Annotated in this window: 21 protein-coding genes; 12 read left to right on the forward strand and 9 right to left on the reverse strand. The window is 72.1% G+C overall.

Translation table 11 applies throughout. From position 1 onward, the window contains the following. Window positions 1–2: 2 nt before the first annotated feature. Genes KSED_RS06535 through KSED_RS06545 form a run of 3 tightly spaced genes read left to right on the forward strand, consistent with a single transcriptional unit; the run spans window position 3 to window position 2,142 of the window. Complete coding sequence (locus tag KSED_RS06535; protein WP_015779312.1) at window positions 3–1,328, forward strand: aminotransferase class V-fold PLP-dependent enzyme; 1,326 nt, start codon at window positions 3–5, stop codon at window positions 1,326–1,328. After that, a complete protein-coding gene (sufU, locus tag KSED_RS06540) occupies window positions 1,328–1,819 on the forward strand; it encodes a Fe-S cluster assembly sulfur transfer protein SufU (RefSeq protein WP_015779313.1) in 492 nt (163 codons plus the stop codon). The genes KSED_RS06535 and sufU overlap by 1 nt, the downstream gene beginning before the upstream one ends. Continuing rightward, on the forward strand, window positions 1,816–2,142 hold the full coding sequence (locus KSED_RS06545; RefSeq protein WP_015779314.1) for a metal-sulfur cluster assembly factor: 327 nt from the start codon (window positions 1,816–1,818) through the stop codon (window positions 2,140–2,142). The genes sufU and KSED_RS06545 overlap by 4 nt, the downstream gene beginning before the upstream one ends. A gap of 91 nt (window positions 2,143–2,233) precedes the next feature. Here KSED_RS06545 and KSED_RS06550 read toward each other — a convergent pair whose 3' ends face one another. Together KSED_RS06550 and ypfJ are read right to left on the reverse strand one after the other, a co-directional pair. Continuing rightward, window positions 2,234–3,673, reverse strand: a complete 1,440-nt coding sequence (locus tag KSED_RS06550; protein ID WP_015779315.1) for a dicarboxylate/amino acid:cation symporter — start codon at window positions 3,671–3,673, stop codon at window positions 2,234–2,236. A 321-nt stretch (window positions 3,674–3,994) separates the two neighbouring features. Further along, window positions 3,995–4,954 (reverse strand): KPN_02809 family neutral zinc metallopeptidase, encoded by a 960-nt coding sequence (ypfJ, locus tag KSED_RS06555; RefSeq protein ID WP_015779316.1) that lies wholly within the window; start codon window positions 4,952–4,954, stop codon window positions 3,995–3,997. 170 nt (window positions 4,955–5,124) lie between these two features. Here ypfJ and KSED_RS06560 point away from each other — a divergent pair, with 170 nt between their 5' ends. After that, entirely contained in the window at window positions 5,125–6,648 is a 1,524-nt protein-coding gene (locus tag KSED_RS06560) for an OFA family MFS transporter (protein ID WP_015779317.1), read from the forward strand. 35 nt (window positions 6,649–6,683) lie between these two features. Here the strand turns inward: KSED_RS06560 and KSED_RS06565 are convergent, their stop codons facing one another. Then, window positions 6,684–7,259 carry a hypothetical protein gene (locus KSED_RS06565; RefSeq protein ID WP_015779318.1) on the reverse strand — a complete coding sequence of 192 codons (576 nt, stop codon included), beginning with the start codon at window positions 7,257–7,259 and terminating at the stop codon, window positions 6,684–6,686. 106 nt (window positions 7,260–7,365) lie between these two features. On the opposite strand from KSED_RS06565, the gene KSED_RS14895 reads away from it, so the two are divergent. Next, a complete protein-coding gene (locus tag KSED_RS14895; protein WP_015779319.1) occupies window positions 7,366–7,521 on the forward strand; it encodes a hypothetical protein in 156 nt (51 codons plus the stop codon). Window positions 7,522–7,622: 101 nt separating this feature from the next. Continuing rightward, window positions 7,623–9,221 (forward strand): ABC-F family ATP-binding cassette domain-containing protein, encoded by a 1,599-nt coding sequence (locus KSED_RS06570; protein ID WP_015779320.1) that lies wholly within the window; start codon window positions 7,623–7,625, stop codon window positions 9,219–9,221. Between the two features lie 28 nt (window positions 9,222–9,249). Here KSED_RS06570 and KSED_RS06575 read toward each other — a convergent pair whose 3' ends face one another. Genes KSED_RS06575 through KSED_RS06585 form a run of 3 tightly spaced genes read right to left on the reverse strand, consistent with a single transcriptional unit; the run spans window position 9,250 to window position 10,668 of the window. Further along, window positions 9,250–10,068 (reverse strand): SURF1 family cytochrome oxidase biogenesis protein, encoded by an 819-nt coding sequence (locus KSED_RS06575; protein ID WP_015779321.1) that lies wholly within the window; start codon window positions 10,066–10,068, stop codon window positions 9,250–9,252. Continuing rightward, entirely contained in the window at window positions 10,068–10,277 is a 210-nt protein-coding gene (locus KSED_RS06580) for a hypothetical protein (protein ID WP_015779322.1), read from the reverse strand. The genes KSED_RS06575 and KSED_RS06580 overlap by 1 nt, the downstream gene beginning before the upstream one ends. Then, a complete protein-coding gene (locus tag KSED_RS06585; RefSeq protein WP_015779323.1) occupies window positions 10,270–10,668 on the reverse strand; it encodes a DUF3099 domain-containing protein in 399 nt (132 codons plus the stop codon). The genes KSED_RS06580 and KSED_RS06585 overlap by 8 nt, the downstream gene beginning before the upstream one ends. 153 nt (window positions 10,669–10,821) lie before the next feature. On the opposite strand from KSED_RS06585, the gene fabG reads away from it, so the two are divergent. The 3 genes from fabG (at window position 10,822) to KSED_RS06600 (ending at window position 14,626) form a co-directional block, all read left to right on the forward strand. Continuing rightward, window positions 10,822–11,535 carry a 3-oxoacyl-ACP reductase FabG gene (gene fabG / locus KSED_RS06590; protein ID WP_015779324.1) on the forward strand — a complete coding sequence of 238 codons (714 nt, stop codon included), beginning with the start codon at window positions 10,822–10,824 and terminating at the stop codon, window positions 11,533–11,535. A gap of 107 nt (window positions 11,536–11,642) precedes the next feature. Further along, entirely contained in the window at window positions 11,643–12,425 is a 783-nt protein-coding gene (gene fabI / locus KSED_RS06595) for an enoyl-ACP reductase FabI (protein ID WP_015779325.1), read from the forward strand. A gap of 23 nt (window positions 12,426–12,448) precedes the next feature. Continuing rightward, window positions 12,449–14,626, forward strand: coding sequence for a tetratricopeptide repeat protein (locus KSED_RS06600; RefSeq protein WP_015779326.1), 2,178 nt, complete (start codon window positions 12,449–12,451; stop codon window positions 14,624–14,626). A 78-nt stretch (window positions 14,627–14,704) separates the two neighbouring features. On the opposite strand, the gene cphA is transcribed toward KSED_RS06600, so the two are convergent. The 3 genes from cphA to KSED_RS06615 form a co-directional block, all read right to left on the reverse strand. Next, the gene (cphA, locus tag KSED_RS06605) at window positions 14,705–17,485 is read right to left on the reverse strand and encodes a cyanophycin synthetase (protein ID WP_049758397.1); all 2,781 of its coding nucleotides are present in this window, start codon (window positions 17,483–17,485) and stop codon (window positions 14,705–14,707) included. After that, on the reverse strand, window positions 17,482–18,468 hold the full coding sequence (locus KSED_RS06610) for a cyanophycinase (RefSeq protein WP_015779328.1): 987 nt from the start codon (window positions 18,466–18,468) through the stop codon (window positions 17,482–17,484). Before KSED_RS06610 ends, cphA begins: the two co-directional genes overlap by 4 nt. A 112-nt stretch (window positions 18,469–18,580) precedes the next feature. Continuing rightward, window positions 18,581–19,402 carry a hypothetical protein gene (locus KSED_RS06615; RefSeq protein ID WP_049758400.1) on the reverse strand — a complete coding sequence of 274 codons (822 nt, stop codon included), beginning with the start codon at window positions 19,400–19,402 and terminating at the stop codon, window positions 18,581–18,583. A 41-nt stretch (window positions 19,403–19,443) separates the two neighbouring features. Between KSED_RS06615 and KSED_RS06620 the strand changes: the two genes are divergently transcribed. Genes KSED_RS06620 through KSED_RS06630 form a run of 3 tightly spaced genes read left to right on the forward strand, consistent with a single transcriptional unit; the run spans window position 19,444 to window position 21,932 of the window. Further along, entirely contained in the window at window positions 19,444–20,238 is a 795-nt protein-coding gene (locus KSED_RS06620; RefSeq protein WP_015779330.1) for an ABC transporter ATP-binding protein, read from the forward strand. Further along, window positions 20,235–21,062 (forward strand): sulfite exporter TauE/SafE family protein, encoded by an 828-nt coding sequence (locus KSED_RS06625; protein ID WP_015779331.1) that lies wholly within the window; start codon window positions 20,235–20,237, stop codon window positions 21,060–21,062. The genes KSED_RS06620 and KSED_RS06625 overlap by 4 nt, the downstream gene beginning before the upstream one ends. A 60-nt stretch (window positions 21,063–21,122) precedes the next feature. Beyond that, window positions 21,123–21,932, forward strand: a complete 810-nt coding sequence (locus KSED_RS06630; protein ID WP_015779332.1) for a TrmH family RNA methyltransferase — start codon at window positions 21,123–21,125, stop codon at window positions 21,930–21,932. Window positions 21,933–21,954: the final 22 nt, after the last annotated feature.

Genomic DNA, 21,954 nt, shown 5'->3' on the forward strand with positions numbered 1-21,954 from the left:
CCGTGACGGCCCTGACCACCGAGGAGCTGGCGGAACTGCGCGCGCAGTTCCCGGTGCTCTCGCGCACCGTCCGCGGCGGGCGGCCGCTGGTGTACCTGGACTCCGGGGCCACCAGTCAGCAGCCGCTGGCCGTGGTGGAGGCCGAGCGGGAGTACGTCACCCAGCACCGTTCCGCGGTGCACCGTGGCGCGCACCAGCTGGCCGAGGAGGCCACGGACGCGTTCGAGGGTGCCCGGGAGGCGGTGGCGCGCTTCATCGGCAGCCAGTCGCGCGAGGTGGTGTTCACCAAGAACGCCACCGAGGCCCTGAACCTGGTGGCCTACGCGTTCTCGAACGCCGCGGCCGCCGGGGCCATGGAGGGCGCCGACCCGGCCGTGGCCGAGCGCTTCCGCCTGGGGCCGGGTGACAGCATCGTCACCACCGAGGCGGAGCACCACGCCAACCTCGTGCCCTGGCAGGAGCTCGCGCGCCGTACCGGCGCCACCCTGCGGTGGCTGCCCCTGACGGCCGAGGGCCGGATGGACCTCGACCGGCTGGACGAGGTGGTCGACGAGACCACCAAGCTGCTGGCCTTCAGCCACGTCTCCAACGTGACCGGCGCGGTCGCCGACGTCCCGGCCCTCGTGGCCCGGGCCAAGCAGGTGGGTGCGCTGACCGTGGTGGACGCCGCGCAGTCGGTGCCCCACCTGGCGGTGGACGTCGCCGCGCTGGACGTGGACTTCCTGGCGTTCACCGGCCACAAGCTGCTGGGCCCGTCCGGCATCGGCGCGCTGTGGGGCCGCTACGAGCTGCTCGAGGCGATGCCCCCCTTCATCACCGGTGGGTCCATGATCGAGATCGTGCGGATGGAGGGCTCCACCTACGCCCCGCCGCCGGCCCGCTTCGAGGCCGGGGTCCCCATGACCTCGCAGGCCGTCGGCCTCGGCGCGGCCATCGAGTTCCTCGAGCAGATCGGCATGGACCGCGTCGCGGCCCACGACCGCGAGCTGGTCCAGTACGCGCTGGACGGCCTGGCAGAGCGCCCGTGGGTCACCGTCGTCGGCCCCACCAGTACCGGCGACGGCCCGGTGGCCGAGCGCGTCGGGTGCGTGTCGTTCACGGTCGAGGGCGTGCACCCGCACGACGTCGGCCAGGTGCTGGACGACTCCGGCATCGCCGTGCGGACCGGGCACCACTGCGCGTGGCCCCTGCACCGTGCGCTGCGTGTGCCGGCGACCACCCGGGCCAGCTTCTCGGTCTACTCGACCCGCGAGGACGTCGATGCCTTCCTGACCGCCCTGGACCGCGTGCCGGAGGTCTTCGGCAGCATGATGGAGGTGACCGCCTGATGGACCTGTACGCCGAGATCATCCTCGACCACTCCAAGAACCCGCAGAACGCCGGGCTCCGGGAGCCGTACGAGGCCGAGGTGCACCACGTGAACACCTCCTGTGGCGATGAGGTGACGGTCCGGGTGCACGTGGACACCAGCACCGAGCCGCCCCGCATCGTCGACGTCTCCTACGACGCGATGGGGTGCAGCATCTCCACCGCGTCGACCTCGGTGATGACCGAGGAGACCATCGGGCACGACGCCACCGAGGTGGCCGGGAGCCTGGCGGAGATGAGGAAGATGCTCACCTCGCGCGGCCAGTACGGCGGCGACGAGGAGCTCATCGGCGACGGCGTCGCCTTCGCCGGGGTGTCCCAGTACCCGGCGCGCGTGAAGTGCGCGCTGCTGGGCTGGACCGCCCTGACCGACGCCCTCGCCCGCGCCGGGGTGGACATCACCGGCTCGAAGCAGGACAGTGAAGTACCGACGAACGGAGCACAGGCATGACCACGCAGACAGCTGCAGCCAGCACGGAGGACGTCACCGAGGCCCTGCGTGACGTCGTCGACCCCGAGCTCGGGATCAACGTCGTCGACCTGGGTCTGGTCTACGGCACCACCGTCGAGGAGGACGGCAGCGCCGTCATCGACATGACCCTGACCTCCCCGGCGTGCCCGCTGACGGACGTCATCGAGGACCAGATCGCCGGCGTGCTCGAGGGCATGGTGACCCAGCACGTCATCAACTGGGTCTGGATGCCGCCGTGGGGTCCGGACAAGATCACCGACGACGGCCGCGACCAGCTGCGGGCGCTGGGCTTCAACATCTGAGCCCCGCCCCGCCCGGCGCGCACCAACGAGCGAGGGCCCGGACTCCCACCAGGGGAGTCCGGGCCCTCGCCGTGTGCGGGGGAGGGGATCGTCAGGTCGTGACGGGCTGCCGGGTCGAGGGCTCCTCGATGCCGGCGGCGTCGCCGGGGGCCTGCTCGGCCTGCTCGGTCACGCTCTCGTCCACGTAGGGCAGCTCACCCCGCGGCGCCTCGTAGAGGGCGCGGTCCAGGATGCCCTCGCGCTTGGCCACGATGGTGGGCACCAGCGTCTGCCCGGCCACGTTCACCGCAGTGCGCCCCATGTCCAGGATGGGGTCGACGGCCAGCAGCAGACCGACACCCTCCAGCGGCAGGCCCAGGGTCGACAGGGTGAGCGTCAGCATCACCAGCGCACCGGTGAGTCCGGCGGTGGCGGCCGAGCCCAGCACCGAGACCACCACGATCAGCAGGTAGTCGGTGATCCCGAGCTCCAGCCCGAAGAACTGCGCCACGAAGATCGCCGAGACGGCCGGGTAGATCGCCGCGCAGCCGTCCATCTTGGTGGTCGCGCCGAAGGGGATGGCGAACGACGCGTAGCCGGACGGCACGCCGAGGTTTCGCTCGGTGACGCGCTGCGTCAGCGGCATCGTTCCCAGGGAGGAGCGGGAGACGAAGGCCAGCTGGATGGCGGGCCACGCCCCGGAGAACCACTGCCGCACCGAGAGCCCGTGGGCCTTCAGCACAGCGGGGTAGAGGCCGAACAGCACCAGCGCCAGACCTGCGTAGACGGTGAGCACGAAGATGCCCAGGCTGCCCATGGTGGTCCAGCCGTAGGTGGCCACGGCGCGGCCGATCAGGCCGGCGGTGCCGATGGGGGCCAGCAGGATGACCCACCAGAGGATCTTCTGCACGATCGCCAGGGCCGACTGGCTGAAGCCCAGGAAGGGCTCGGCCTCCTTGCCCACCTTGATGGCGGCAATACCGAACGCGATGGCGATGACGACGATCTGAAGGGCGTTGAAGCTCAGCGACACCGCGCCGCCCTCACCCGCCTTGGCGGAGAGGCCCAGGATGTTGGTGGGCACCAGCCCGGTGAGGAAGTCCAGCCAGGAGCCGCCACCGTCGGGGGCGGCCGCCGCATCGGGCGAGACGGACGTGTTCGCCCCCGGACGGGTGACCACGGAGAGAACGATGCCGATGGTCACCGAGACCAGCGCGGTGATCCCGAACCAGATGAGGGTCTGGCCCGCGAGGCGCGCCGCGTTGCCGAGGTCGCGCAGGTTGGCGATGGAGGCCACGACGGCCAGGAAGATCAGCGGCGGGACCAGCGCCTTCAGCATCGTGATGAAGGTGGTGCCGACGATGGTGAGGGTCTCGGTGAGCCAGTTCGGGTTCTCGGCGTCGCCACCGAGGGTCCGGGCGACGGCGCCGAGGGCGACACCCACCACGAGGCCGAGCAGGATCTGCATCCCGAAGGACGGCAGCCAGCGGCGCTTGCTGGGGGTCTGGGCCGAGCGGCTCTCGACCGTGGTGGTCGAGGAGGAGGCGGACATGGGTTTCCTTTCACGCGACAGGCCCCGCCACGCAGGGCGGCAGGGGAGTCAGGGTCTGATGGGGGGAGCGCGGCAGGGCGCGGGGGAGCGGCCGGTCAGGCGCTCAACATCGCGTGGCGCACACGCGCCCCAGGTCCACGTGCAGACGGCGCGTCAGGACTTGGGACATGACTTAATCTTATGCCTGTCCAAACCTCGCGTGCGCCTCTGGGTCGTGTGCCATCGACCACACTGGCCGGGCGACCGGGCGACGGGACCATCTCCGGACGCGCCACCGCCCCCACCGGCGGGGCCGATGGGGGCGGTGGTGAGCCAGCCGCGTCAGAGGTTCTCGGCGCGGAAGGTGTCACAGGCTGTGGCGGACCCGCCGTTGTAACCCTCCATGAACCACTTCTGGCGCTGCTCGGAGGTGCCGTGCGTGAACGCGTCCGGGTTCACGCCGCGCCCGCTGCGCTCCTGGATGTTGTCGTCACCCACGGCCGCCGCGGCCTCGAGGGCGTCGTTGATCTGCTCCTCGGTGACCTTCTGGATCAGCGGCGTGCCCTGGGAGTCGGTGGTGCCGTCGGCGTTCGCCACCCACACACCGGCCAGGCAGTCAGCCATGAGCTCGACCTTCACCGCGCCGGACTCGGGGCCCTTCGGGTCCTTCTGGGACTCGCCGAGGTAGCCCAGGATGTTCTGCACGTGGTGTCCGTACTCGTGGGCCACGATGTACATCTGGGCCAGGTTGGTGTTGTCCGCGCCGAACTGGTCCAGCTGGTCGAAGAACGCCGGGTCGATGAAGATCTGCTCGTCCGCGGGGCAGTAGAAGGGGCCCACCTGGTTGGAGGCCGTGCCGCAGGCGCTCTGCGTCTGGCCGCTGTAGATGACGGTGGTCGACTTGCGGTACTCCTGGGAGGGGTTGGTCACCTCCGGTAGGGCCTGCTCCCAGTACTGCTGCACCGAGTTGACCGTGCCGATCACGCGGCAGTCGGTGTGCTCGTTGGCGTCCGCACCGGTCTTGCAGTGCGAGAAGTCGCCGTTGCCGCCACCGAACGATCCGGTGTCGCCCTCGGCCTGCGTGCTGCCGCCGCCGAAGCCCCACGGGCTGTCCTGCTGCTGCCCACCGCCCTGCTGGCCACCCTCGTCACCGCCGCCTCCCAGCATCTGGAAGAGCAGGTAGGCCACGATCAGCAGCAGGCCACCACCTCCGCCGCCCACCGCAGCGCCGCGGCCGAGGCCGCCACCGCCCCCGCCGGAGACCTGCGAGGTGTCCAGTCGTGCGTTGTCGTTGAAGGTCATGTGGTGCGTTCCTGACTGCTCGTGCGGCCGTGTCGGCGCCAGCGTAGCCCGCAGCGGCCGTGTCGGCGCCAGCGTAGCCCGCAGCGGCCGTGTCGGCGGGCAGATTGCGCTGGTGGGTGCAACCATGCCTCAACGCCCCGGAGCGCCCGGGCCCAGCGCAAGGAGTTCACATGGCATTCCTCAGCAAGTCAGGATCGGTGGCCGGGCCCGGTTACAGCCGATGGCTCATTCCCCCCGCCGCCCTTGCGGTCCACCTCTCGATCGGCCAGGTCTACGCCTTCTCGGTCTTCAAGTCCTCGCTGGTGGACCACTTCGAGTCCAGCCAGACCGCCGTGGCGTGGGTGTTCAGCATCGCCATCGTGGTGCTGGGGCTCTCGGCCGCCATCTTCGGCACGTGGGTGGAGCGCAACGGTCCGCGCCGGGCCATGTTCGTCGCGGCCCTGTGCTGGGCCACCGGCTTCGTCGTCGGGTCCGCCGGCATCGCCACCGGGCAGCTCTGGCTGCTGTACTTGGGCTACGGCGTGATCGGCGGCATCGGTCTGGGCATCGGGTACATCTCCCCGGTCTCCACCCTCATGAAGTGGTTCCCGGAGCGGCCGGGGCTGGCCACCGGCATGGCCATCATGGGCTTCGGCGGTGGCGCCCTGCTGGCCTCACCGCTCTCGAACCGGTTGCTGTCCTTCTACGACCCCAGCTACAGCCCCACCACCGCGGGCTCCTTCGCCGACGGCCGGTCGCTCTCCCTGACCTTCCTCACGCTCGGCGCGGGCTACCTCGTGCTCATGCTCATCGGCGTGGCCCTGATGCGGCTTCCGCAGGGTTTCGGTGACGACAGCACCGCTGCGCACCGCCCCGGTCAGGGCGGCTCGCTGGTCCGGGCCGGCACGGCCATCCGCACCCCCCAGTTCTGGCTGCTGTGGGTGGTCCTGTTCTGCAACGTGACCGCCGGCATCGGCATCCTCGAGCAGGCCGCCCCGATGATCCAGGACTTCTTCCGTGACAACGGCACCAGCGCCGTGACCGCCGCGGCTGCCGGCGGCTTCGTGGGCGTGCTCTCCCTGGCCAACATGGCCGGTCGTTTCGCCTGGTCGTCACTCTCGGACGCGATCGGCCGCAAGTGGACCTACACCGGCTACCTCGGCATCGGTCTGGTGGCCTACGCGGCCCTGGCGCTGGTGGGCAGCAGCTCCACAGTGGTCTTCATTCTCTTGGCCGTGGTCATCATCAGCTTCTACGGCGGCGGCTTCGCCACCGTCCCGGCTTACCTCAAGGACCTCTTCGGCACCCTCGAGGTGGGCGCCATCCACGGCCGCCTGCTCACCGCCTGGGCCGCCGCCGGTGTGGCCGGCCCGCTGATCATCAACACGGTGCTCGATGCGGCGGGGGAGCCCGGCACCATGACCGCCGGTGACTACCGGCCGGCCCTGTTCACGATGGTGGGAATCCTCACCGTTGGCCTGGTGGCGAACCTGCTGATCCGCCCGGTGGACTCCCGCCACACTGACGTCGAGGCCGCCCGCACCGCGCAGGCACACGCCGACGACCGCGCAAGGGCCTCCACCACCGGTGCCCAGACCGGGGCCGCCACCACCTCCCCGGTCCTCCTCACCCTGGCCTGGCTCGCGGTGGGTCTGCCGTTGGCCTACGGCCTGTGGTTCACGGTCGAGCGGGCCAGCAAGCTCGTGCTCGGCTGACCCGGACCAGCTGACCTGGACCGGCTGCGCGGCGCTCAGGCCCAGCGCAGCCGGTCCAGCAGCATGGCCAACGGCTCTGGGAGCTCATCGGCGGCCAACGCGCCGGCGAGGATCCCGGCCGCGCGCTCCTTGCGCCCGGAGGCCGCTCCGCAGAAGCGGTGCAGCTGCTCGTCCAGCGGACGGCCCACCCAGGCGTCCTGCCGCTGCATCGCCTCGAGCTTTCCGCCCAGCCCCGCCTCGGTGAGCACCTCGCGGGCTCGCTCGGCGCCCAGGGCGCGGATGAGCTCGTCCTCCAGGTCCACCGAGCACACGAAGAAGCCATAGACCGGCAGGTCGCTGGCGTCCTGCACCGGCAGCCCGTCCTCACCCAGGGCCCGCACCGCGACGTGCGCCTCGGCCTCGTCGACCAGCCCCACCACGTCCACGTCACCGCGGAGCAGCCGCACCTCCTTGAGGGTGCGCCCCAGGTTGGTGGCCCCGCCCAGGCTGATCAGCTCGATGGGGGAGGGGTCGATGCCGGCCCCCTCCATCAGTGCTCGCACGGCGGCGACGTCGCTCACCCCCTCCAGCAGGCAGACGGTCCGGGCATCCGAGGCGGTGAGCTCGAGCATGGTGCCCAGCGTAGGTCGTGCACGGGCTGAATCGAACGTCGCGCACGCACCCCGCCCGTTCCCGCGCGACCAACCAGGGTCCTCGGCCGCGCCGGTCGAGAACGCCGTGCACTACTTCAACTTCGAGATGGAGGAGATGATGGACTCGTTCGACTGTGCCATGGAGGAGATGTCCGACTCGGTCAGTCTGCGCCAGCCCAGCGACTGGGTCCGACTCGTCGGGCATCTCCCGGAGTGGATGGACGACCCCACCAACCGCTGACACTCCACGGCACCGGGCCTCGATAGCACGAACCTGAGCCTGCGCGGCGGGTCCGTAGACTGTGCCGTCGCCCGCATCCCCTGTTGCCTTGGAGTGTCCCTGTGATCACCGTGTCCGGCCTCGAGCTGCGCGCCGGTCCCCGCCTGCTGCTCGAACCCACGTCCTTCCGCGTCGGGGCCGGTGACCGCATCGGCCTGGTGGGGCGCAACGGGGCCGGCAAGACGACCATGACCAAGGTGCTGGCGGGCGAGTCGCTGCCTGCGGCGGGCTCAGTGAGTAGCTCGGCGCCGGTGGGTTACCTGCCGCAGGACCCGCGTACGGGGGACCTGCACGTCACGGGCCGTGCCCGCATCCTCTCGGCCCGCGGGTTGGAGGACATCGTGCGCCGCCGGGAGAGGGCCGAGCAGGAGATGGCCAGCGACGAGACTGCGGTGCGCGAGAAGGCGATGCGGCGCTACGACCGGGCCAACACCGAGTTCGAGGCCGCCGGCGGCTACGCCGCCGAGGCCGAGGCCGCCCGCATCTCCGGAGCGCTGGGCCTGCCCACCCGCATCCTGGACCAGGAGCTCGCGACCCTCTCCGGTGGACAGCGACGCCGCATCGAGCTCGCCCGCATCCTGTTCTCCGACGCCCAGACGCTGCTGCTGGACGAGCCGACCAACCACCTCGATGCGGACTCCATCGCCTGGCTGCGCGACCACCTGAAGAACTACACCGGCGGCCTCATCGTCATCAGCCACGACGTCGACCTGCTCGATGCGGTGGTGAACAAGGTGTTCCACCTGGACGCCAACCGCAGTGCCCTGGACCAGTACTCGCTGGGATGGAAGGCCTACCTCAAGCAGCGAGAGGTCGACGAACACCGCCGCAAGCGCGAGCTGACCAACGCCACCAAGAAGGCCGAGGCCCTGCTCGCCCAGGCCGACAAGATGAAGGCGAAGGCCACCAAGGCCACGGCCGCCCAGAACATGGCCCGTCGTGCCGAGCGCCTGCTCTCCGGCGTGGAGGGGGAGCGGCAGGCCGACCGGGTGGCTGCCCTGCGCTTCCCGACCCCCGCCCCCTGCGGCAAGACGCCGCTGCGGGGACACGGGCTCTCGCGCAGCTACGGCTCACTGGAGATCTTCACCGACGTGGACCTGGCGATCGACCGCGGCTCCAAGGTGGTGGTGCTGGGCCTCAACGGCGCGGGCAAGACCACGTTGCTGCGCATCCTGGCCGGGGTGGATGCCCCGGACACCGGTGAGGTCGCTGCGGGCCACGGCCTGCGCATCGGCTACTACGCCCAGGAGCACGAGAACCTCGACGTCGGGCGCACCGTGCTGGAGAACATGAAGTCCAGCGCCCCGGATCTCGACGAGACCGGCGTGCGCAAGGTGCTGGGTTCGTTCCTGTTCAGCGGGGACGACGTGGACAAGAAGGCCGGCGTCCTCTCCGGTGGCGAGAAGACCCGCCTCTCCCTGGCGATGCTGGTGGTCAGCGGCGCGAACCTGCTGCTGCTCGACGAGCCCACGAACAACCTCGACCCCGCCAGTCGGGCGGAGATCCTCGATGCCTTGGCGCACTATGAGGGCGCCGTGGTGCTGGTGAGCCACGACGAGGGTGCCGTCGAGGCGCTGGACCCCGAGCGGGTGCTGCTGCTGCCCGACGGCGTCGAGGACCTCTGGAACGTGAGCTACCTGGACCTGGTGACCTTGGCCTGATCACCCGCCGGGTTCGCTCGACGACGCCTCAGGCGTCCTCCTCGTCCCAGATGCGGGTCTTCTTGCGGGCTGCCTTCGCCGCACGACGGCGCTCCCGCTCCTCGGCGGGCAGGGTCAGCATCGCCTCGTTGCGCACGGCGAACACCCACATGCCCAACGGGAAGAGCACGGCCAGCCACCACTGCCAGGCGTAGGCCTGGTGGGGGCCCAGGTCGGTGGACGGGGGGTCCAGCGGATTGGGCCGCGGGTCTGCGCCGTCGTCCCGCATCAGCAGGAAGGGTTCGGCGAGCTCCAGACCGGACTGCTGCTCGACGTCACCGGGGTTGACCATGTCGACCTGCCCCTCGGGCAGGTCGCGGTCCCGCGAGGGCTCGCTGGGGCGCAGCCAGGCGCTCAGGGTGATCTCGCCGCTGGGTGCGGGCGGGATCTCCGGCAGCGTCTGCGCGTCCGGCCCGTTCGGCACCCAGCCCCGGTTCACCAGGATGGTGGGGCCCTCGACCGGCTCGAAGGGCACGAGCACCTCGTAGCCGTAGGTGGACTTGCTGGCCGTGCCGAACCACGGGCGGTTGCGCACCAACGTCTGGTGCTCGGGCAGGTACCGGCCCTGCACCTCGGTCACGGTCCACTCGTCGGTGAACTCGTAGGAGCCGTCCGGGCGCACCAGGTCGGTGTAGGGCACCGCCGGGGCGTCACGATGGGACTCGAGCCGCTCGACGGCGTGCACCTTGGCCTCGTGCCGGTGCCACTGCCACAGGCCCATGCGCCAGAACACACCGGCCACCAGCAGTGCGAGCAGGAGCGCCGCCAGCCACTTCGGCTGCAACGCGGTCCGGAACCAGCGGCCCATCAGCCGTCCCCCTTGGTCAGGTCGGCCACCGGGATGGTCTCGCGGTGGAAGCCCCGCAGGGCCACGAAGTCGGTCAGGTACTGCACGTGCTCGTCGCAGGCCGTCCACACCTTGCGGCGCTCGGGGGAGTGGAGGGCGGGGTTGTTCCACACCACGGCGTGCTGCGCCCGAGCCCTGCAGGCCGTGGCGCTGCAGATCACCTCAGTCATCGACGACGTCCCCCACGATCACCTCGCCGGGTTGGTCGACCCGCGGCCCGGTCGGCTCCCCGGTGGGCGCGGTCAGACCCTCACGACGCGGCGTCACCGCCTGCGGCCCGTCCGCCTCCGGATCGGCCCGGCGCGCGTTCGCCAGCACCACCGCGACGTAGGGAATCACCGCGGCGAACGCCAGCAGCGCCACGCCCACGACCACGCTGATGTCGGCGATGATGAGCCACGCACCCACGGGGAAGGCGATGATGCGCAGCCCCATCTGCACCAGGTACACCTTCATGCGGTGCTCGCGCTCCCGCGCCGCGGAGTGCGCGGCACTGGTGACGGAGGCAACGGGCGCGCGGTCGGCGGGGCCGGGGCGGGATCGCTGGGTGGTGCTGACCATGAGGCCCCCAGTCTACGCGCGGCCCACCGACTCACGACAGCCCGTCGTAGCTGCGTCCGGGCCCGCCGGGTGGTTGCCCCGGGCCCGCAGAACGTGTGACGCAGTGCACCGCCCAAGGGGACACCACCGGGCGCGCGGTCTAGGGTGCTTCCGATGAGCACCACACGACGCGTCCTGGTCACTGGCGGCAACCGAGGCATCGGCGAGGCCATCGCCCGCCACCTCACCGAGGAGGGACACGAGGTGGTGGTCACCTCCCGCAGCGGCGACGCCCCCGAGGACCTGCGCGCCGTGGCCTGCGACGTCACCGACACCGCCTCGGTGGACCAGGCCCTGAAGGACGCCGAGGAGGTCCTGGGCGGCACCGTCGAGGTCCTGGTGGCCAACGCCGGCATCACCGCCGACGGGCTCTCCATGCGCATGAAGGACGACGACTTCGCCTCCGTCCTGGACACCAACCTGCACGGCGCCTTCCGCTGTGTGCGGGCCGCCCAGAAGGGCATGATCCGGGGCAAGTTCGGCCGCATCGTGCTCGTCGGGTCGGTGGTCGGCCTCTACGGCTCGCCCGGTCAGGCCAACTACGCGGCCTCGAAGGCGGGCCTGGTCGGCCTGGCCCGGGCCCTGACCCGCGAGCTCGGCAGCCGTGGCATCACCACCAACGTCGTCGCCCCCGGTTTCGTGCAGACCGACATGACCGACGCCCTGCCCGCCGAGCGGCAGGAGGCCTACCTCGCCTCCATCCCGGCGGGCCGCTTCGCACAGGCCGATGAGGTGGCGCACGCCGTGGCCTACCTCGCCTCCGACGGCGCCGGCTACGTCTCCGGCGCGGTCCTGCCCGTCGACGGCGGGCTCGGCATGGGGCACTGACCCACGTCAGACCGCCCCGCGCCCCCGAAGAACCCCACCCCCTCCCCACACCCACCACAGGAGCCCCGATGAGCGAGACCACCCCCACGAAGAAGACCACCGGCGCGATGGACTCCTCGCCGGTCGGTTCCGGTCTGCTGGCGGGCAAGACCCTGCTGGTCACCGGCGTGCTGATGGAGTCCTCCATCGCCTTCCACGTGGCCCGCCTCGCCCAGCAGCAGGGCGCCACCGTGATCCTCACCGGCTTCGGCCGGGGGCTGAAGCTCACCCAGGCCATGTCCCGCCGCCTGCCGCAGCCGGCCACCGTGGTGGAGCTCGACGTGACCGACCCCGAGCAGCTCGACAGCCTGGCCGAGCGCCTCAAGGAGCACACCGACTCCCTCGATGGCGTGCTGCACTCCATCGGCTTCGCTCCCGAGGGCGCCTTCAACTTCCTCGAGGCCACCTGGGAGGACGTCTCCACCGCGGTGCACGTCTCCAGCTTCTCGCTGAAGTCGCTGGCGCTGGCCGCCAAGCCGCTGATGTCGCGGGGCTCGGCCGTGGTCGGTCTGACCTTCGACGGCCGCTATGCGTGGCCGGTGTACGACTGGATGGGCGTGGCCAAGGCCGCCTTCGAGTCCGTCAACCGCTACCTCGCCCGCGACCTGGGCCCGGACGGCATCCGCTGCAACCTGGTCTCGGCCGGCCCCATCCGCACCACCGCGGCCAAGTCGATCCCCGGCTTCGCCACCTTCGAGGAGAGCTGGGACGGGCGTGCCCCGCTCGGGTGGTCCATCCAGCTCTCGGAGCCGGCCGCCCGCGCCTGCGTCGCACTGTTCTCGGACTGGTTCCCGGCCACGACCGGCGAGATCGTCCACGTCGACGGAGGCGTGCACGCCACGGGGCAGTGACCGGCGCCCCGTAGGCTTCGGCCATGACTGACGCCACCGTCCGGGTCACCGAGGTCCGCCTCCTCGAGGGTCCCAACCTGTACTACCCGCGCGCCGCCGTGAAGGTGATGCTCTCGGCGCCCGGGATCTCGGCCGCGAGCCGTCAGGACTGCCTGCGGGTGGCCCAGGCCCTGGGCATGAAGCGCACGGCGCCGGGCCAGCCCGACAGCGAGCAGCGCCAGCGCTTCCTGGTGCGCCTCGCGCGCCGGGTCCTGCGCACCCTCGGCCAGCACGCCGGGCTCGGTGGCATCACCGCCCGGGGCCGTGACGGCGCCGAGTGGGGCGACATCACCATCGCCTTCCGGTGGTGGCGGCAGGGGACCGGGCAGGCGATGGGGGAGGCACTGGGCCCGCTGCTGAACGCACTGTGGCAGGCCCCGCAGGACGTGGACCGGCTGTTCGCGGAGCACGCTGCCACCGTGCGCGGGACCGACCCGGGCCGCCGCCCGAACGTGGTGCGCCCCACGGTCCCGGTCGCGTCGATCACCGGCACCAACGGCAAGACGACGACCACCCGCATCCTCGCCCACATCGCGATGACGGCGGGCAAGGTCACCGCCTGGTCCTCCACCGACGGCGTGCTGCGCCAGGGGGCGTGGCTCGTGAAGGGCGACTACTCCGGGCCCAGCGGGGCGCGGACGGCCCTGGAGTCCGGCGGGGTGGAGATCGGCATCCTCGAGACCGCCCGCGGTGGCCTGCTCCAGAAGGGGATGGGCGTCCCGGTGAATGACGTCTCGGTGGTCACGAACGTCTCCGCCGACCACCTGGGCACCCACGGCATCGACACCCTGGACCAGCTGGCGGAGGTCAAGGGCATCGTCACGCACGTGACCAAGCCGGAGGGCTGGTCGGTGCTGAACGGGGACGACCCCCGCGTCTGGGCGATGCGCCACAGCGCCACGGGGCGCATCTGGTGCTTCTCGCTCGACCCCAGCTCACCGGCGCTGCGCGAGGCCGTGGAGTCCGGCGGCCGCGGCATGACCGTCCTGGACAACAGCGTGGCCTTGGTCAGCGGCGTGGGTGACCCCGAGCACCTGGTGCCGCTCGCGGACGTCCCGATGACGCTGGGCGGCTTGTCGCGACACAACGTCGCGAACGTGCTGGCCGCAGCGGCTGCCGCCCTGGGCCTCGGCCTCCCGCGCGAGGCCGTGGTGGAGGGGCTGCGCACCTTCATGCCCGACCGCACCCTGAACCCGGCGCGGATGAACACCTACCGGTGGAGGGTGGCTGACGGGTGGGCCACGATCGTCTGCGACCTCGCGCACAACGAGGCCGGCGTCGAGGCGGTCCTCGAGGTCGCCGACGGCCTGCGCCTGCCGGGCTCGGACATCCACATCACCCTGGGCGGACTGGGTGACCGCACGGACGAGATCCTGGAGTCGATGGGGGTGATCGCCGGCCGCGGAGCCGACAAGACCCACCTGGTGACCAAGGACCACTACCTGCGCGGGCGCACCGCCGACGACGTGTTCGGCCACATGCGCGCCGGTCTGGCCAGCGTGGGGGCAGTGCCCGCCGCCACCTGGCCCGACGAGGTCTCGGCGATGGCCGGGGTGACCGAGCTGCTGCACGACGGCGACGTGCTGGCCTTCACCCTGCACGACATGCGCGACGCGGTGATGCAGTGGCTGGACGACCACGGTGCGCAGCCCCTGACGCCCCGCCAGATCGCCTCACTGGTGCGCCGCTCCCGCGGGGAGCACGAGCTCGACGCGAACTTCGCCGCCGCGGCCGAGGCCCCGGCCGACCAGCGCGTCGCGGTGATGGAGCAGCTGGTCTCCGAGCACGAGGACGACCCGCGCGTGCGCTTCGAGCTCGCCCGGGCCCTGGATGCGGCCGGACGCGGCGAGGAGGCCATCCCCCAGCACGAGGAGGCCCTGCACCGGGGACTGCGCGAGCCGCAGCGCTTCGTGAGCCTCATGGAGCGGGCCCTGGCCGCGCACACGGCCGGCCGTCACGAGCAGGCCTTCGTGTGGGCCACCGAGCTCTCGGAGCGATACGACGACTCCACCGCGGCCGCTGCCCTCGCCGTGCTCACCGGCGCCGAGGCCGGGCGGACCCAGGAGGCATCGCGCAGCGCGGCCCAGTGGATGCTGGGACACAGCGTGACCCCGCGTGACTGGGAGTTCACCGACCGGCTCGGCGGCACGCGCCAGGGCTGAGTCGCGGGCACACGACGCCGCCGGCGGCGGACCCCTCGTGGGAATCTGCCGCCGGCGGTCGTTCGTCCTGCCCCGCCCTCAGCTGAGGTCGGGGTCGGCCACCATCAGACCGCCGTCCTTCGGGGCGGGCTGCGCCCGGTGGGTGAACTCCTCCAGCGCCCGCATCACGTCGGCGTGCTGGTCGACGGCCATGGCGACGATGTCGCCCGGGTTGGCGTGGGACATCGCCACCTTGCAGGCCTGCACCTCGTCCCACTCCTCGATGACGGTCGTGGCCCGGGCACCGGCAGCCACCGCGGCGTCGACACCCTCGCGGATGAGGCCGGCGGCCTCACCGGGCTCGCGGCGGCGCAGGTTCTCGTCCTCGCGGATCACCACCGTGTCGAACTGCTGCGCGGCGACCTCGCCGAGCTCCCGGACGTCGGAGTCCCGGCGGTCCCCGGCGGCGCCCAGCACCACGATGCGCTGCGGCTCCTCGCCGCCCTCGGCCAGGCTCATGGCGCGGTTCGCGACGAACTCGCTGAGGGCCTGCAGGCCGGCCGGGTTGTGGGCGTAGTCCACGTACACCTCGGCACCGTTGACCTCCACCCGGTTCAGGCGGCCGGGGGAGAGGTAGTAGTCCGGCGCGAAGGAACGCAGGCCCGCACGGATGTCGTGCAGCGGCGCCCCGGCGCTCCAGGCGGCCCCGGCGGCGGCCATCGCGTTGGCCACGTTGAAGCGGGCGGCGCCGCCGTAGGTGGCGGGGATGGTGTGGGTCCAGGTCAGCGGCATCCACCGCTTGCCCTCGGCCAGCACGATCCGCTCGCCGCGCTCGGTCTGCTCCAGCAGCACCGCGCGGCCACCACGCAGCAGGCGGCGGTCGATGAAGTTGCGCTCCTTGCTGCCCGGCTCGGCCAGCGAGAACCAGACCACCTGGCCGCGGCAGCGGTGGCGCATGTCGCGCACCAGCGGGTCGTCGGCGTTCAGCACCGCGTAGCCCGACCGGGGGACGGCCGAGACGATGACGCTCTTGATCTCCGCGAGCTGTTCGACGGTGTCCACACCGCCCAGCCCGAGGTGGTCGGCGGTCACGTTCGTGACCACCGCGACGTCGGTGCGGTCGAAGCCCAGCCCCTCGCGGATGATGCCGCCGCGCGCGACCTCGAGCACCGCGAAGTCCACGCGCGGGTGCTGCAGGACCGTCCGCGCCGACTTGGGGCCGGAGGCGTCGCGCTTGATCACCAGGCGCTCGTCGATGACCACGCCGTCGGTGCTGGTCATGCCCACGTGGTGGCCGGAGCCACGCATGATGTGGCCGACCATGCGGGAGGTGGTGGTCTTGCCGTTGGTGCCGGTCACGGCGACGATCGGCACCCGGGCCCGGCTGCCCGGGGGGAAGAGCAGGTCGAGCACCGGCTTGGCGATGAACTGCGGCTCGCCCTCGGTGGGGTGGGTGTGCATGCGGAAACCGGGGGCCGCATTCACCTCGACGATCGCGCCACCGACCTCGGAGACCGACTGCGTGATGTCCGGGCACATGAAGTCGATGCCGGCGATGTCCAACCCGACGATGCGGGCGGCCTCCTCGGCGATGTCGATGTTGTCCGGGTGCGCCTCCCACGTGCGGTCGATGGAGATGCCACCGGTCGACATGTTGCCGGTGCGCACGATGAACACGACCTCACCGGCGGCGGGGACGGAGGTCGGCGAGTGCCCCTGCTCGTCCAGGTAGTGCTCGGCCGCACGGTCGATGGTGATGCGGGTGAGCACCTTCTCGTGCCCGACGCCACGGCGGGGGTCGGTGTTCGCGATGTCGACCAGCTCGGCCACGGTGTGCTCGCCGTCGCCGACGACCTGCGCCGGGACGCGCTCGGCCACGGCGGCCAGCTTCCCGCCGACCACCAGGAAGCGGTAGTCCTTGCCGATCACGTAGGACTCGACGACGACCACGCCACGGCGGCTCTGGGCCACGGCGGTGTCGAAGCCCTCACGCACCTCGTCGGCGTTCTGCAGGTTGAGGCAGACGCCGCGGCCGTGGTTGCCGTCCAGGGGCTTGACGACCACCGGGTAGCCGGTGGACTCGGCCAGCTCGACGGCCATCTCCTTGTCGCGGGTGGTCTGCGACCGGGGCACTGGCAGGCCGGCGCCGGAGAGCAGCGTCGTGGTCATCGACTTGTCCCCGGCAACGTCGACGGCCAGGGCGGACGTGCGCGAGGTCATGGTCGCGCGGATGCGCTGGGCGTGGACGCCCTGGCCAAGTTGCACGAAGCTGGCGTTGTTCAGCCGGATCCACGGGATGTCACGCGACTCGGCCTCGTCGAGGATGGCCTGCGTGGAGGGTCCGAAGGCCACCCGCTGGGCCAGCAGCAGGAACTCGTCCATCTCGTGCTCGAAGTCCAGCGGCGCCGCCGCCGGGTCCACGGCGTGGTTGACGATCCGGACGGCGAACTCCCCGGCGGCGCGGCCGAGCCGCTCCTCCAGGTAGGCGAAGATCATGTTGTAGCGGCCGGGGTGGCCCGGCACCGAACGGGTCTTGCCGCGGGTCACGCGGTGGCCGGCCCGGTTCTGCAGCTGCAGGGCCACGTGCTCGGCGATGTGCCCCATCCACGTGCCCTCGTGCAGGCGCTCCACGAAGCCACCGGGACGGCCCAGCGAGCAGCCGTGCTCGTGCAGGCCGGGCAGCATCTCCAGCAGGCGGTCGGTGAACCCGTCGATGGTGTTGGACGGGTACTCCTCGAGGGCGCCGAGGTCCACGACGAACTGCATGGCCTGCTTGTAGGACCACAGGTTCGCGCCGCGGTAGGCCTTGGCGGAGACGATCCGCAACGTGGGCTCCGGACCGTTCTGCGCGGTCGTCTGGGGGGTGGTCGTCTGGCTCATTCGTCATCCGCTCGCGTCAGGTGCAGCTGGGTCTGTTGGGCACGCTGCACGTCCGCAGCCGCCTCGAGGACTTCCTCGTCGTCGAAGGCGTCCGCGTCCTCGGCGGCCCGCTCGAGCTGGGAGATCTCCGAGGCCTGCTGGCGCACTGAGTACACCGCATCGTCCTGCGGGTGCTGCTCCACGAAGTGCACCAACCGGCGCGCGTTCAGGTCGAACAGCGACCCGGCGGGCAGGGCGTGCACGATGGCCCCGGACAGCAGCAGGGGCGCACCGGGGGCGGCCTCGTGGCCGTCCGACATGGCCCGCGAGGCGTCCACCAGGAACACGCCGCCGGCACCGTGGACGCTGAACTCGCGGATCTCGGCGCCGTCGGCGGTGGTGCCCTCGGCGAGCTCCAGGGCGGTGTCCTCGTCGATGCCGATGCCCATCAGCGACGGGGAGGTCGCCACCATCGACATCAGGCGGCCGTAGCGGCCCCGCTCGGCGAAGTGCTGGTCGAGGATGATGTCGCCCACCAGGCCGAGCCCCTGCGTGAGCTTGCTGACTCCCTGGCGAGGCGTCAGGCCCTCCTCGCCGTCGGAGATCATGTGGCGGCTCAGGATCGAGGCGCCGGCCGAGGTACCGCCGATGACGGCGCCCCGCTCGTGGGCGCGGATGATCGCCTCGCCCACCGGGGTGCCGACCAGGAACTGGCTGAGCTTGAGCTGGTTGCCGCCGGTGAGGAACACGCCGGTGGCGTTGTCCAGGACCTCCACCCAGTGGTCCTCGTGGGCGTCCAGCCGGTTCGCCGGGGACACCACGTCACAGTGGTGGGCACCCAGCCGCTCGAACAGGGTCGAGTAGGTCTCGCCGGCCTCGCGGTGGAATGCGGAGGCCGTCGGCACGACCGCCGCCCGGGCCTCCCCGCGCCCCGCGAGGGCCACGAAGCGGCGGTGCACCTTCATCATGTCCCGGCGGTCCTCGGCACCACCGATGATCAACATCCGGCGGACCGTTCCGGCCGCGTTCTGCGCTGGGACTGGCACGGGCGGGAGGTGGGGGGACATGGCGCAATGTTAGGTGAGGGATCAGCGATTGCCGTGCAGGGGGAGTGGCTCAGTCGCGGGTACCGGACCGATTAGCGCCGAGACCCCGGGCTGCCGAAAGGCTTCCGGCCTCCAGCGCGTCGAGTGCGGCGTGGTGGAGCTCAGTCAGCGCCCGGTGGCGGCCGGCGGTGGCCGCACCCACCGCCGCGTGGGTCTCCCGTCCCTCGGTGGTCATGGCCGCCACGGCAGCGGCCCGCTCGAGCAGGTCCAGCACCTCGGGGGGGACGCGGCGCGGCAGCTCCGCGGCGGATCCGGCCGTGTGCCCGCCGGCCCGCTCGCCGGCCCAGACGGGCGGGGCGCCGAGGGTCTCCAGCAGCTCGGTGCCGGAGCGCACGGCCGCGGCGAGACCCCGCTGGGCCGCGCGCAGCCCCACCTGCTCGAGGGCGTGGTGCGGCACCGGCCGGCAGGCGACGCGCTCCGCATCGAGCAGCCACCCACCGTCCAGGACGTGGCCGAAGGGGGTCAGGTGGAGCACGAACCCCTCGCCCAGGGACGGGGCCACCAGCACTCCCACCGAGCTCGTTGCGGTGCCGGCACCCAGTGCCTCGGGCCCCACGGGCAGCAGGCCCGCCCGTCCGGGGCGGGGCAGCAACGGCACCACCAGGCGCTCACCCACCTCTCCCCAGGCGGGTACCGACACCGACAGCGCCTCCACGAGTTCCGGCGTCACCGAGTCCGCGGGCCCGGCGGCGCGGTCGACCACGCCGTTGACCGGCACCCTCCCTGCGAGCAGCTCGGTGCCCCACAGGGCCGCGGTCACCGCCACGGGCAGTCCCGGCGGGCCCAGGTGCGGGACGACGGGTGCGGGCGGGGGAAGGGGCGGCGTCGACATCGGCGCCCAGTGTGCCAAGCCACCACCTAGACTCGCGCATCATGAGCGACGTTCTGGCACTGGCGGACGTGACCGTGCGCCGCGGCGACCGCGAGCTGCTGTCGCACGTGGACTGGGAGGTCGAGGAGGGTGAGCGCTGGGTGGTGCTCGGCCCCAACGGCGCCGGCAAGACCACCCTGCTGCAGGTGGCCAGCGCGCGCATGCACCCGACCAGCGGCGTGGTGGGCATCCTCGGGGAGGTGCTGGGCACCACGGACGTGTTCGACCTGCGCCCCCGCATCGGGCTGTCGTCGGCCGCCCTCGCCGACCGGGTGCCCCGGGGGGAGACGGTCCGGGACGTGGTGGTCACCGCATCGTGGGCCGTCGTCGGGCGGTGGCGCGAGGAGTACGACGAGGTCGATGCCGCCCGCGCGGACGAGCTGCTGCGCACCCTGGGCGTGGCGCACCTGGCCGACCGGCGCTTCGGCACCCTCAGCGAGGGGGAGCGCAAGCGGGTGCAGATCGCCCGGGCGCTCATGACCGACCCCGAGCTGATGCTGCTCGACGAGCCCGCCGCGGGCCTGGACCTCGGCGGGCGGGAGGACCTGGTGGAGCGCCTCGGGCAGCTCGCGCAGGACCTCGAGGCCCCGGCGATGGTGCTGGTGACCCACCACGTGGAGGAGATCCCGCCCGGCTTCAGCGACGTGCTGATGATCCGTGACGGCGCCGTGGTGGCCGCCGGGCCGATCACCACGACGCTCACCGCCGAGAACCTCAGCGAGACCTTCGGGTTGCCCGTCGTCCTGGAGCGCCACGGCGAGCGCTGGACCGCCCGCGCGGCCGAGCCCGGCGCGTGAGCCCTGCGGAGCTCGCCCTGGTGCTGGGCGCCGGGGTGGTCGCCGGCGGCATCAACACCGTCGTGGGGTCGGGTTCGCTGGTGACCTTCCCGCTGCTCGTGGCCCTGGGGCTCAGCCCGGTGGCCGCGAACATCTCGAGCAAGCTCGGCATCCTGCCCGGTGGCGTCTCGGGCACCTGGGGCTACCGCCGGGAGCTGCGCGACCTGCGCCATCTGTTCGGGCCGCTGCTGGCGACCTCGGCCGTCGGTGGCCTCGCGGGGGCCCTGTTGCTCCTGGTGCTGCCCAGCGAGACCTTCGACGCGGTGGTGCCGGTCCTCATCGCCCTGGCCGGTGTGCTCGTGGTCGCCCAACCGGCGATCAAGCGGTGGGTGGCGCGGCGGGCGCAGCGCACCGCTGCCGCGGGTGAGCAGCCACCGTCCTCCCCGGAGGTCACCGCCACGCCGGGAGCCACCGACGTCGCACCGGTGGCGCTCTCGCTGGGCCTGCTGGCCGGGGTCGCCGCGGTCGGCGTCTACTCCGGCTACTTCGGCGCGGCGCAGGGCGTCATGTACATGGCCGTGCTGGGCGTGGCCACCCATGCGTCGATGCAGCAGCAGAACGCGCTGAAGAACCTCACGGCGCTGGCCTCCAACGGCATGAGCGCCCTGGTCTTCGTGGTCGTCGCCCGCGAGCACGTGGACTGGTTGGTGGTCGCGCTGCTCGCCGGTGGCTCGCTGGTCGGTGGCCTGCTGGGCGCCCGGGTGGCGCGTTCCCTCTCGCCGGCGGTCCTGCGCGGGATCGTCGCCCTGATCTGCCTGGCCGCCGTCATCTCGTTCGTCCGCTGAGGCACCTGCCCCCACCCCACGGGCCCGCCCCCACCGACACCACACCCTCTTGGAGCACCGATGCCGATCCCGCTGGCCGACCCGGCCGACCCCCGCGTGCAGGACTACTTCGGCCTGACCGACGTGGCCCTGCGCCGCCGGCTGGAGCCGGAGCGCGGGCTGTACATGGCCGAGTCCGAGAAGGTGATCCGCCGGGCCCTGGCAGCGGGCCACGTGCCCCGCTCGATGCTGCTCACGCCCCGGTGGGTGGAGGACCTCGCGGAGCTCGTGGCCGAGGTGGAGGCCACGGGGGCGCCGGTCTACGTGGCCGAGCCGGCGGTCGTCGAGTCCATGACCGGATTCCACCTGCACCGCGGCGCGCTGGCGGCCATGCAACGCCCCGAGCTGCCGGCGGTCGCCGACCTGCTGGGCGGTGCCCGCCGGGTGGTCGTGGTCGAGGACGTGGTCGACCACACCAACGTGGGTGCCATCTTCCGGTCCGTTGCCGCGCTCGGGGCCGATGCGGTGCTCGTCACCCCCCGCTGCGCGGACCCGCTCTACCGCCGCAGCGTGCGCGTCTCGATGGGGACGGTCTTCCAGGTGCCGTGGACCCGCATCGACCCGTGGCCCGCGGGCATGGCCGAGCTGCAGGGAGCCGGGTTCACGGTCGCGGCCCTCGCACTGCGCGACGACGCGGTGACCATGCAGCAGCTCGCCGCCGACCCGCCGGAGCGCCTCGCGCTGGTGCTGGGCACCGAGGGCGACGGCTTGGCCCCGCAGACCGTCGAGGGCGCCGACCTCGCGGTGCGCATCCCGATGAGCGGGGGAGTGGACTCCCTCAACGTGGCTGCCGCCAGCGCCCTGGCGCTGTACGCCCTGCAGCCGGAGTAGGACGCCCCGCCCCGGCCACCGG

It is taken from the genome of Kytococcus sedentarius DSM 20547 (assembly GCF_000023925.1).
Taxonomy (GTDB): domain Bacteria; phylum Actinomycetota; class Actinomycetes; order Actinomycetales; family Dermatophilaceae; genus Kytococcus; species Kytococcus sedentarius.